Genomic DNA, 11,994 nt, shown 5'->3' with positions numbered 1-11,994 from the left:
AGCTCGTCAACCCAAGCGCTGCAGATCCATCAACACCTTGCGCGTGGCCAGTTCCCGACCACTGAGATGCTGCTCCAGCCGTTCACGCAACTGCTGGCGCAACTGCGGTGCCAGCGCCGGGTCCCCGAAATCCGGCATGGCCTCATCCACGCCATAGCCATTCTCGTGCAACAGAATCCATTCGAAGCGACGCAAGGCCGCCGCCGGCCGCCGCCCTGCTGCCAGGGACAGCAACGCATACTCGTAGGCGTCATACAGCGCGGGATGGGGATCTTCGCGCGGCAACATGCGCAGCAGCAGTTCGTTGAGGTACCAGGCCGACATCCAGGCCGTACCCTGCAGCGGACGGATGCCTGCTGACTCGCCATGAGTCATCGTCTTGACCTCGGCGGCACCACTCCAGGACAGCAGCAACGGTTGGAAGGCCGATAAAACAGGACGCAGCAGGGAATGGGGACGCTTGGCACCTTTCGCAACCAGCGCCAGCAGGCCATGCTCACGAGAAAAAGCCTGCACGACCAGTGATGTTTCCTTCCAGGCGGTGCTGTGCAGAATATATGCAGGCGCATCCTGCACCCGCTGAGTCCGTGCCCGGGGGCGTGACGGGCGGCGTTCACGCCCGGCGACCGGAGCGGCCTCGGGCGCAGTTGTCACCACCGGGCTATTCATACCCCAGTTCGCGCAATGCGCTTTCCTTGTCCGACCAGCCCTTGCGCACCTTGATATAGACCTCCAGGTGCACGGGCTTGTCGAGCAGCTTGATCAGTTCCTGACGCGCTTCGGTGGCGATACGCTTCATGTGCTGTCCACCCGCGCCCAGCAGAATGGGGCGATGGCTGTCGCGCTCGACCACGATACAGGCCGCTACGCTGGCACCTTTCTCGGTTTCTTCCCATTGCTCGATGACCACGGTGCAGGCGTAGGGCAACTCGTCGCCGACCAGACGGAATATTTTCTCGCGAATCAGCTCGGCTGCGATGAAACGAGTGGAGCGATCGGTCAGCGCATCCACTTCGAACATGGGCTCGCCTTCCGGCAGGCGTTGCGCGATTTCCGTCAGCAGATGATCCAGCTGGCGCGACTTGAGCGCACTGACAGGCACGACGGCATCGTAGGGATACAGGCTGGCCAGCTTGCCGACATAGGCAAACAGGTCATCGCGATTTTTGAGCGCATCGATTTTGTTGACGGCCAGGATCACCTTGGTACCATCCTTGGGCAGCAACGGCAGCAGGTTGGCATCGCCTGCCGACCACTTGCCGGCTTCGACCACATGCACCACCACATCGACATCGGCCAGCGTCTGCGTGACCACCCGGTTCATCATCCGGTTCATCGCGCCACCATGGCGGGTCTGAAAGCCAGGCGTGTCGACAAACACGAATTGCTCGTGCTCGCGCGTCAGCACGCCATGAATACGGTGCCGCGTCGTCTGCGCCTTGCGCGAGACAATCGACACCTTGGCACCGATCAGGGCATTGCTGAGCGTGGACTTGCCGACGTTGGGCCGACCGACCACTGCCACAAAACCACAACGGAAAGGCGTACTCATCGGGATTCTCCTTGTGCCGCCCGTCCATGGGTAGCCTTGAACTGTGCCAGGCGTTCAGCCTGCTGGCGCGCCTTGCCGGCGGCCTGGCGACGCTTGATGTCGACCGGCGACAACGGCAGAAGCTGCTCCAGCACCTGCCCGGCGGCTGTCTGTTCGGCCGCACGGCGGCTGCTGCCGTTAGCACGAATATGGATATCGAAGGCCGGTACGGCGCACTCGACCTCGAACTGCTGATCATGGGCCACGCCGTGGATGCAAACCACCTGATACTGCGGCAATTCAAGATGCCGTCCCTGCAACCACTCCTGCAGCAAGGTCTTGGCATCTTTGCCCTGCGTATCGGGATCGACCTTGTCGAGCAACTCACGATACAAGCCGGCAATGACCTGCCGCACGGCCTCGAAGCCCTGATCGAGATAGATGGCCCCCAGAATGGCCTCGACCGCATCGGCCAGGATAGAAGGCCGGCGAAAGCCACCGCTCTTGAGTTCGCCCTCGCCCAGGCGCAGATAGCCCGAGAGGTCCAGTCGCTGCGCGATATCGGCCAGCGTGGATTGCTTGACCAGGCTGGCCCGAACGCGCGACAGGTCCCCCTCGTCAATGTTCTGGAAACGCTCGTACAGCAGCGCTGCCACCACAAAGTTGAGGACGCCGTCGCCCAGGAATTCCAGGCGCTCGTTGTGACGGGCACTGTGGCTGCGATGGGTCAGCGCCTGCTGCAACAGTGCAGGATTGGCGAAGGTGTAATTCAGGCGGCGCTCTAGGGCGGCAAACGACATGCGAAAGTCTATCTAAGTAAAAACGGTTAATCGAAGCGGCCAATACGGCCCAGGTCGCTGAAGTTCATCCAGATGAAGAACGCTTTGCCGACAATGTTCTGGTCGGGCACGAAGCCCCAGTAGCGGCTGTCCTGGCTGTTGTCGCGATTGTCACCCATCACGAAGTAATGCCCCTCGGGCACCGTGCAGCGCACCCCATTGCGGGCATACTCGCACTGATCACGGAACGGGAAATTGGTGATCGGCCCCAGTGCCTGGTAATTGCGCTCGTCGAGCAGGATGCTGTGATCGACATCGCCCAGGTGCTCTTTGTAGCGGGTGGTATACAGCATGCGATCCGGCTCGAAATACTCGTCGGCACGCTCGTGCTTGACCTCCTGCCCATTGACGAAGAGCCGCTTGTCCAGATAGGCCACCTCGTCACCCGGCAGGCCGACGACGCGCTTGATGTAATCGACTTCGGGCTCGACGGGATAACGGAACACGACCACGTCGCCACGCTCCGGCTGCCCGGTCTCGATCACCTTGCGGTCAATCACCGGCAGGCGAATGCCATAGCTGTACTTCTTGACCAGAATCAGGTCACCCGATTGCAGCGTCGGCAACATGGAGCCGGACGGGATTCGAAACGGCTCGACCACGAAGGAACGCAGCACGAACACGAACAGGATGACCGGAAAGAAGCTGACACCGTACTCGATCCACCAGGGCACGTGGCGTGCTTCCTCGAGGGCGCGTTCGCGCTCCTGTGCCACCACTTCGGCCGGACCGGCGGCAATGGCATCGTAATGTGCCATGACATCGGCTACGCGCTGGCGACGCCTGCGCCGCCAGACTGCCACGTCCAGCCCCCAGATCACGCCAGTGACCAGCAACAGGATGAACAGGATCAAGGCAAAGTTCCAACTCATTTTTCTTCCACCTGCAAAATGGCCAGGAAGGCTTCCTGCGGAATCTCGACGCTGCCGACCTGCTTCATGCGCTTCTTGCCGGCCTTCTGCTTTTCGAGCAGCTTCTTCTTGCGGCTAATATCGCCACCGTAGCATTTGGCCAGCACGTTCTTGCGCAGGGCCTTGACGTTTTCACGCGCGATGACCTCGGCACCGATGGCAGCCTGGATCGCCACATCGTACATCTGGCGCGGGATCAGCCCACGCATTTTGGAAACCACTTCACGGGCCCGATAGCGGGCATTGGACCGATGAACAATCAGCGACAGCGCATCGACCCGGTCTCCGTTGATCAGGATATCGACCTTGACCACATCGGCGCTGCGATATTCCTTGAACTCATAGTCCATCGATGCGTAGCCGCGCGAGACCGACTTGAGGCGATCAAAGAAATCGAGCACGATTTCCGCCAGCGGGATTTCATAGATCAGGTGTACCTGCCGGCCATGGTAGGACATATCGATCTGAATCCCACGCTTGGCGGTACACAATGTCAGGACCGGACCGACATACTCCTGCGGCATGAACAGCGTGACTGTCACCACAGGCTCGCGGATATCGAGCAGCCTCCCCACTTCGGGCATGCGTGCCGGACTGTCGACCGAGATCGTAGTGCCATCACGCAGATCAACCTGATACACCACTGACGGCGCGGTCGTGATCAGGTCCATGTCGAATTCGCGCTCCAGGCGCTCCTGCACGATTTCCATGTGCAACAGCCCCAGGAAGCCGCAACGCACGCCGAAGCCCAACGCCTGGGACACTTCGGGCTCGTACTGCAGGGCGGCATCGTTGAGCTTGAGCTTGTCGAGCGAATCTCGCAACGCATCGTACTGGCTCGACTCGACCGGGAACAGGCCGGCAAACACCTGCGGCTTGACCTCTTTGAAACCGGACAGCGCCGAGCTTGCTGGCTTGTTGGCCAGCGTGACTGTATCGCCGACCTTGGCATGCGCCAGGTCCTTGATGCCTGTGATCAGGAAGCCTACCTCGCCTGCCGACAGACTCTGGCGTGGTTCGGCCTTGGGCGTAAACACACCGATCTGCTCGCAGGGATGGGCAGCGCCAGTCGCCATCAGCAGGATTTTGTCGCGCTGCTTGAGGGAACCATTGAACACGCGCACCAGCATGACCACGCCGACATAGTTATCGAACCAGGAATCGACAATCAGCGCCTGCAGCGGCGCATCCGGGTCGCCCTTGGGAGCCGGGATGCGCTCGACGATGGCCTCAAGGATATCGTCGATGCCCATGCCGGTCTTGGCGCTGGCAGGAATCGCGCGCGTGGCATCAATGCCGATCACATCCTCGATTTCCTCGACGGCAGCTTCAGGATTGGCCGACGGCAGATCCATCTTGTTGAGCACCGGCACCACCTCGACCTCAAGGTCGATGGCGGTATAGCAGTTGGCAACGGTCTGTGCCTCGACACCCTGCGAGGCGTCGACCACCAGCAGCGCACCTTCGCAGGCCGCCAGGGAACGGCTGACCTCGTACGAAAAATCGACGTGCCCCGGGGTATCGATCAAATTCAGGTAATAGGTATGGCCGTCACGGGCCTTGTAGCTGAGCGAGGCCGTCTGAGCCTTGATGGTGATGCCGCGTTCGCGTTCAATGTCCATCGAATCAAGCACCTGCTCGGACATTTCACGGTCCTGCAGGCCACCACAGCGTTGGATCAGCCGGTCAGCCAGGGTCGACTTGCCATGGTCGATGTGAGCAATAATCGAAAAGTTGCGTATACGCTGCATGTAGTGTGAAGGGCAATCAGAGAGAGGTCCGTCAGCCAGGACAAAAAAAGGGGCGCAGCGCGCCCCTTCGCGTCAATCCACCATTTTAGCGTTACTTGGCGGGCTGCACAGCGACCCATTGCGTCTGGTCGCCACGGCGCACCAGCAATGCGGCTGCGCGGGAGGTATCCAGACCCGAAACCAGCTGGTTGAACTGGCTGGGCGAGGTCACATCCTGGTCATTGAGCGCCAGGATTACATCCCCCTGGGTCAGGCCTGCCGATGCTGCGGCACCTTCAGCCGATTGCACCAGCACACCGCCACGCACACGCAGGCGCTCACGTGCCTCGGCCGTCAGTTCGGTCACCGCCAGGCCCAATGCGTTGGTCTGCGCAGGTGCGGCACTCTCGGTGCTTTCGCTGTCGGTGGCAGCGGCATTGCCATCTTCCATCTGGGCCACAGTGACCTTGAGCGTACGAGCTCGGCCCTTGCGCCAGACTTCAAGCGAAGACTCGGTGCCCGGCTTGACCTGGCCTACGATGCGCGGCAGGTCGGACCAGCGGGTGATCGGCTGCTTGTTGAACTTGATGATCACGTCGCCCGCCTCGACACCCGCCTTGTCGGCAGGACCATCGGGCTCGACCATACTGACCAGTGCGCCTTCCGCCTTGGACAGGCCAATGGCATCGGCCACTTCCTTGCTGACTTCACCGATCTGCACGCCGATACGACCCCGGGTCACGTGACCGGTGGCACGCAACTGGTCGACCACCTGCATGGCCTCATCAATAGGAATGGCCAGCGAAATGCCCATGAAACCACCGCTGCGCGAAATAATCTGCGAGTTGATACCCACCACTTCGCCATTCAGGTTGATCAACGGTCCGCCCGAATTGCCGGGATTCACTGCGACATCGGTCTGAATGAACGGCAGGTACTCTCCCGTATCGCGGCCCGTGGCACTGACGATACCCGCCGTCACGGTAGACTCAAGACCGAACGGCGATCCGATGGCCAGCACCCATTGCCCCTTGCGCAACAGCTTGGGATCACCGATATCGAGGGGCGTGATGTTCTGGTCGGAATCGATCTTGACCAGCGCCACGTCGGTACGGGCATCGGAGCCGATCAGCTTGGCCTTGAATTCTCGGCCATCGCTGAGCGTGACGAAAATGTCAGTTGCCTCGTCCACTACATGGGCATTGGTCAGGATATAGCCATCGTTGGAGATGAAAAACCCCGAGCCTACGCCACGTGGCACCGTCCGCTCTTCCTGCGGTGCCTGGGGTTGCTGCGGCTGTTGCTGACGGCCGCGCGGACCGGGTGCACCCTGTCCACCCGGATTGAAATCCGGGCCGAAGAACCAACGGAACATGTCATAGGGATCGCCATTGCCGCCAAAATTGCGCACGGGAACGGTCGCAGTGGTACGGATGTTGACGACAGCAGGATCGGTCTTTTCGACGATCTGGGTGAAATCAGGCAGACCCGCCACCGGCTGGGCCATTGCGACCGGCGCCTGCAGCAGGCTGATGGCAGCCGCTGCGGCGGCAATCAGCCGCAGAAAACGATGAGAAACTTTATCAATGTGCATGTGTCATGCTCCGAAAATGATACTGCAATACCAGATGGGGACTGGCATACGATTATCAACGGGGCGCTGCATCCTGCCTGGGCACATATTCACTATCCTGCACCAGACGCTGCAGTGTCCGGGCCGGCACCTCGCCGACCGCCGTCAGCCAGAAATCCGCCAGCCGCGCGCCATATACATGGACAGCGCCAAACTGCAAAGTTCCCTTGGGGTGGCGTTCAGCATCCTGATCTTTGTAAAGTTCGATAAAGACCGACAACGCAGACAGCCCATCAGACAAAACCCATTGGCTGACAGGCCGCTCCGGCCCCATCATGCGCTCGACTTCCAGCACGGGCCTGAACCCGGGAGGCACCGGTATGCGCCAGCCCTGCCCGGCGAGATCGACCGACGACACCACTGGCTCAACCACTTTCCAGTCTCGCGGTGCCCAGTCGCTCTTGAGCCAGTCGGTCTGAACCTGATCCCCCAATTGCAGCATGTTGAAGGCTACCTGCTCGACCAGTTGCCCGTCGGTGTCAAATGTCTGCCGCTTGAGCAGGAGATCATTATCGGTATCAACACACAGGCGATAGCCATAGCGCAGGTCATCCACAGGCTTCAAGGCAAACCAGTTGCAGGCATGGCCTGCGACCCGCTCCTGCTCACCCGTAGACACAACGGTGTAATGGCTGCCGATGTCATGGCTGTCTTCGCGCAGCAGACCCGGAAAGCGATCCTGGCGATGCTTTTCCATATAGACCGTTTTCTGTTCCGGCATCAGGCACTGCACTTCCTCATTGTGACGCAGGAATTCACGGCGTTCGCCATCAAGGGACTCGACCCGCTCCCTTTCACCGGTACCGTCGAGGATATGAACAATCCGAGACGCATACAGTTCGTTGCCATACTGCCGGGTAAAAATACCACTGTAATCCAGGCGGGCTGCAGCCCGCTGGATACGATCCAGCAACGCGACCGCATCCTCGCCAGCCTGCGGGGCATCCTGTGGTGCTGGAGCCTGTGCCTGCACCAGGCCCGCCGCCAGCAACAGACACAAAGCCATGCATCCCCGTGCCAAACCGCCCCGCTCGCTCACAGCCACTGCCAGTCGCGCCGACATTATCGCGGCACCCCGTAGGATGCCTGCTGCACCATGCCACTGCCTGCAAACTGTCTGTGCGCATCAAGATAGCCATGCAGCTTGCTGGCATCCGCGGCCTCGACAGGACCCGTAGAGGCTTCGGCCAATATCCGCGTATTGTCCGGCGCTGGCGTCACCATGTAGGGTTGGGCAATCCAGACGACCGTAGCCACTGCGGCGGCAACTGCCAGCCCGGACAGGCTGGCACGGATAAAGCGTTGCCTGCGTGACAGAGAAACGATGACTGCTTCCTGCTCCAGCGCTGCCGCCATGTTCGCCCGGAAGCGCGCACTGGGGCCTGCAGAAAGCTGTTCGCTGCGCAGCACATCGCCGATCAGGTGCCAAGCCTCCCATTGCGTACGCCCTGCTGCAGTGTGCAGCACATCCGGCAGTGGCCCCGCATGTTCGCCATCCATCCAGGCAGACAGCAGCTCCTGCCGGTTCGGCGAGGCAGCCTGATCGTCAGTTTTTACAGCAGCTTGCATTTTTTGTGACTCCTACCAGCGACGCTCGGCGTCGGTATCCAGCAATGGCCGCAGGCGTGCGGAAATAGCTTCGCGTGCCCGGAAAATTCGTGAACGCACCGTGCCGATCGGACAGCCCATGCTCTGGGCAATGTCCTCATAGCTCATACCTTCAATCTCGCGCAGAACGATTGCCGTACGCAACTCGTCCGGCAAGGTCTCGATCGCATCATTGACTGCAGCGGCGACCTGACGGCTTGCCAGCACGGATTCAGGGGTGCTGATATCGGTTAGGTTGTCGGTTTCGTCAAAAGTTTCACCGTCTTCCGTTTCGATTGCGCTGGGCGCACTCGGACGGCGGCCTGCCGATGACAACCAGTTGCGTGCCGTATTGATGGCGATTCTGTAGAGCCAGGTGTAAAAGGCACTGTCGCCGCGAAACTGGGGCAGCGCCCTGTAGGCCTTGATAAAGGCCTCCTGCACGACATCCTCGACCTCAGCCTGATCGCGCACCATGCGGGATACAAGGCGCATGATCTTGCGCTGGTACTTGAGCACCAGCAGATCGAATGCGGCCTTGTCCCCGCGCTGAACGCGAACGACCAGTTCGTTATCCACATCGCGTTCGGTCATACATATTCCTGTTGGCGGACATCCACCATGCTGCGCTGCCCCTGCCACATGGCGATAAGCTGGAGCCGACGCCAGTCGGGTGCCGGCATGCTGTCACGCCACAGCGTAAACCAGAACGGCCTGCCCGTGGGTGCGAAGGCAGATGTCCCATCATTGCACGGCAGCACCCTGACACGTAGCCAACCCGCTCCGCGCGCAAAGCCGAGCGCCCTGCCACAGCACCAGCCGGTACGGGCCGTCCTGAATTGCCAGGGTGCGCCAGGAGCGGCGGCGATCGCCGTGATGCGTCCACGCCATGCATGGCAACATGCCGCCGTCGCCACAGATACGCCGGCCAGCAACACCAGCCAGGATGTCATCACAGACAGATCCCGGCTCAGCAGCATCATGGAGAGAAGGAAAAGCAGCGCCAGCGACAACGCTGCCAGCGCCATGAAGCGGGACGGCCGGACGGTGGCATTGACCGTCCGGACTGCTGTCGTAGAAACAGGCCCCCGTGCCGCCGTCAACTCAGACCTTGCGTACGGCCATGGAACCGTTGGTTCCACCGAAACCGAAAGAGTTGGACATTGCGATGTCGATCTTCATCGGCCGCGCCTCGTTGGCGCAGTAATCCAGATCGCAATCCGGATCCTGATTGAAGATATTGATAGTCGGCGGCGAAATCTGGTTGTAGACAGCCAGTGTCGTGAATACAGCCTCGATACCGCCCGCTGCACCCAGCAAATGGCCGGTCATGGACTTGGTGGAGTTGACCGTGAGCTTGCGCGCATGGTCGCCAAAAGCCAGCTTGAGCGCCTCGGTTTCGTTACGGTCGCCCAGCGGCGTGGAGGTACCGTGTGCATTGACATACTGCACCTCATCGGGGTTGAAGCCGCCGTTGCGCATCGCATTGAGCATGCCGCGACGCGGACCATCACGATCCGGCGCAGTGATGTGGTGGGCGTCGGCACTCATGCCGTAGCCAGCCAGTTCACCATAAATACGGGCACCGCGCTTCTTGGCATGCTCGTATTCCTCGAGCACCAGTACGCCAGCACCTTCGCCCAGCACGAAGCCATCACGATCCTTGTCCCAGGGGCGAGACGCGGTCTGCGGATCATCGTTGCGCGTCGACAGTGCACGTGCAGAGGCAAAGCCACCTACGCCCAGAGGAGATACGCTCGATTCGGCACCGCCGGCCAGCATGACATCAGCATCGCCGTATTCGATCAAGCGAGCAGCATCACCAATGCAATGCAGGCCCGTGGTGCAGGCAGACACGATCGAATAGTTGGGCCCCTTCAGGCCGAACTGGATCGACAGATGTCCGGAAATCATGTTGATGATGGACGCAGGCACGAAGAACGGCGAGATGCGCCGTGCGCCACGCGCCTGATATTCCATTTGGGTCTGTTCGATCAGCGGCAGACCGCCGATGCCGGAGCCGACCACGACGCCGATACGTTCGGCATTTTCCTCGGTAACGACAATGCCGCTGTCACGCCATGCCTGCATACCTGCGGCCACTCCATAATGGATGAAGGTATCCATATGGCGGGCTTCTTTTTCGGAAATGTACTGGCCGATATCGAATCCCTTGACCTCGCCGGCGATGTGGCAGTTCAGGCCCGAGGCATCAAAACGGGTGATCCGGTCGATACCGGAGCGTCCATTGATGATGTTGTCCCAGGCGGTGGCAATGTCGTTGCCTACGGGAGAGACAATGCCCAGGCCGGTGATGACGACGCGTCGCTTCACGCAAGACTCCTAAAACATACAAACAATGCCCCCATGCGGCACCATCGGCTGGCAGCATGCCGTAAAGCACGCCGTTGCCAGAGGTGCAGCCTGGCGACAAAAAAAGGTGGCCGAGGGATCCGGGAAGCATGAGCCGCTTCTGCGCCCATCATGCAACACGCCGGACCCGCCTGCGCCACCCATGTAGACTGAGCCATGCCGAGACGACATGACCAGCTTCGAACATGCAAGATTACTGCTTGGAATTGGCAGTAATGTAGCCGATGGCCTGTTGCACGTTGGTGATTTTCTCGGCTTCCTCGTCGGGAATCTCGGTTTCGAACTCGTCTTCGAGCGCCATTACCAATTCGACCATGTCGAGTGAATCGGCACCGAGGTCGTCAAGAAAGGAAGATTCGTTCTTGATCTCGGCTTCATTGACGCCAAGTTGTTCAGCGACGATCTTCTTGACGCGCTGTTCGATGCTTTCCATGCAGATCTCCAATAAGGGACAAGTCCCGCGAATTATAGCCAAGCGTAGGCGCTTGCATACACCGGCCATGACAAAAAAACCGCATTGAGTGGGGAAAAAAGCCTTCCGGACAGCGTTTGTCCGGGTTAGCCCCATGTTCAACGCACCTCAAAACCCGGTTTCCGGCCCTGCGCATCGGCGTGCCCAGACCGGATACGGTTTTATTCCATGTACATACCACCATTGACGTGCAACGTCGCGCCCGTCACATATTCAGCACGCGGGCTTGCCAGGAAGCCTACGGCATGGGCGATATCGGCAGCCGCCCCCAGGCGGCCCAGCGGAATCTGCCCCAGCAGCGCAGCCGTCTGGTTTTCGCTCAGGCCACGCGTCATGTCCGTCTCGATGAAGCCGGGTGCGACACAGTTTACCGTAATATTGCGGCTGCCCAGTTCACGTGCCAACGCACGGCTCATCCCAGCAACACCCGCCTTGGCAGCAGCATAGTTGGCCTGGCCGGCGTTGCCGCTGGCACCCACCACCGAGGTGATATTGATGATGCGGCCCCAACGAGCCTTCATCATATTGCGCAGTACGGCCCGCGACAGACGGAATACGGCAGACAGGTTGGTATCGATCACATCCGACCACTCGTCGTCTTTCATACGCATGGCCAGCATGTCGCGCGTGATGCCTGCATTGTTCACCAGGATGTGAGGACCAGCGGCAGCTTCCTTGTTCAGCTCGGCCACCAGCGCCTCGCTGGCTGCCGCATCAGTCACATTCAGCACCACACCACGACCACCGAACGGTGCCAGAGAAGCGCTGATCGCCTCGGCACCTGACTCGGAAGTTGCCGTGCCGACCACGACCGCACCGGCACGCGCCAGTTCGAGCGCAATGGCCTGGCCGATACCGCGGGTGGCTCCGGTCACCAGCGCAACCTTGCCGGTCAGCTCAAGAGTGGTTTCAGACATG

13 protein-coding genes are annotated in these 11,994 nt (G+C 60.4%); all 13 read right to left on the bottom strand.

The features are described 5' to 3' along the window. Nucleotides 1-6 precede the first annotated feature (6 nt). Nucleotides 7-669 (bottom strand): DNA repair protein RecO, encoded by a 663-nt coding sequence (gene recO, locus DD235_RS07755; protein ID WP_109061455.1) that lies wholly within the window; start codon nt 667-669, stop codon nt 7-9. Then, entirely contained in the window at nt 662-1,552 is an 891-nt protein-coding gene (gene era / locus DD235_RS07750) for a GTPase Era (protein WP_109061454.1), read from the bottom strand. The genes recO and era overlap by 8 nt, the downstream gene beginning before the upstream one ends. Then, nucleotides 1,549-2,331 (bottom strand): ribonuclease III, encoded by a 783-nt coding sequence (rnc, locus tag DD235_RS07745; RefSeq protein WP_109061453.1) that lies wholly within the window; start codon nt 2,329-2,331, stop codon nt 1,549-1,551. The genes era and rnc overlap by 4 nt, the downstream gene beginning before the upstream one ends. A 26-nt stretch (nt 2,332-2,357) precedes the next feature. Then, entirely contained in the window at nt 2,358-3,242 is an 885-nt protein-coding gene (lepB, locus tag DD235_RS07740) for a signal peptidase I (protein WP_109061452.1), read from the bottom strand. Continuing rightward, entirely contained in the window at nt 3,239-5,032 is a 1,794-nt protein-coding gene (lepA, locus tag DD235_RS07735) for a translation elongation factor 4 (protein ID WP_109061451.1), read from the bottom strand. Before lepA ends, lepB begins: the two co-directional genes overlap by 4 nt. 91 nt (nt 5,033-5,123) lie before the next feature. Then, nucleotides 5,124-6,605 carry a DegQ family serine endoprotease gene (locus DD235_RS07730; protein ID WP_109061450.1) on the bottom strand — a complete coding sequence of 494 codons (1,482 nt, stop codon included), beginning with the start codon at nt 6,603-6,605 and terminating at the stop codon, nt 5,124-5,126. Between the two features lie 55 nt (nt 6,606-6,660). Further along, entirely contained in the window at nt 6,661-7,650 is a 990-nt protein-coding gene (locus DD235_RS07725; RefSeq protein ID WP_162300438.1) for a MucB/RseB C-terminal domain-containing protein, read from the bottom strand. A gap of 56 nt (nt 7,651-7,706) precedes the next feature. Then, the gene (locus DD235_RS07720; RefSeq protein WP_109061448.1) at nt 7,707-8,213 is read right to left on the bottom strand and encodes a sigma-E factor negative regulatory protein; all 507 of its coding nucleotides are present in this window, start codon (nt 8,211-8,213) and stop codon (nt 7,707-7,709) included. A 12-nt stretch (nt 8,214-8,225) separates the two neighbouring features. After that, nucleotides 8,226-8,825: an RNA polymerase sigma factor RpoE gene (rpoE, locus tag DD235_RS07715; RefSeq protein WP_109061447.1), complete on the bottom strand. Its 600-nt coding sequence runs from the start codon at nt 8,823-8,825 to the stop codon at nt 8,226-8,228. After that, nucleotides 8,822-9,334 carry a hypothetical protein gene (locus DD235_RS07710; RefSeq protein ID WP_146193455.1) on the bottom strand — a complete coding sequence of 171 codons (513 nt, stop codon included), beginning with the start codon at nt 9,332-9,334 and terminating at the stop codon, nt 8,822-8,824. Before DD235_RS07710 ends, rpoE begins: the two co-directional genes overlap by 4 nt. Before the next feature lies 1 nt (nt 9,335). Beyond that, on the bottom strand, nt 9,336-10,565 hold the full coding sequence (gene fabF / locus DD235_RS07705) for a beta-ketoacyl-ACP synthase II (protein WP_109061445.1): 1,230 nt from the start codon (nt 10,563-10,565) through the stop codon (nt 9,336-9,338). Nucleotides 10,566-10,797: 232 nt separating this feature from the next. After that, nucleotides 10,798-11,037 carry an acyl carrier protein gene (acpP, locus tag DD235_RS07700; protein WP_109061444.1) on the bottom strand — a complete coding sequence of 80 codons (240 nt, stop codon included), beginning with the start codon at nt 11,035-11,037 and terminating at the stop codon, nt 10,798-10,800. A gap of 200 nt (nt 11,038-11,237) precedes the next feature. Beyond that, complete coding sequence (gene fabG, locus DD235_RS07695; protein ID WP_109061443.1) at nt 11,238-11,993, bottom strand: 3-oxoacyl-ACP reductase FabG; 756 nt, start codon at nt 11,991-11,993, stop codon at nt 11,238-11,240. Nucleotide 11,994: the final 1 nt, after the last annotated feature.

Source organism: Corticimicrobacter populi (assembly GCF_003123725.1).
Classification (GTDB): domain Bacteria; phylum Pseudomonadota; class Gammaproteobacteria; order Burkholderiales; family Burkholderiaceae_B; genus Corticimicrobacter; species Corticimicrobacter populi.
This window is presented reverse-complemented; position numbering and strand designations above follow the sequence as displayed.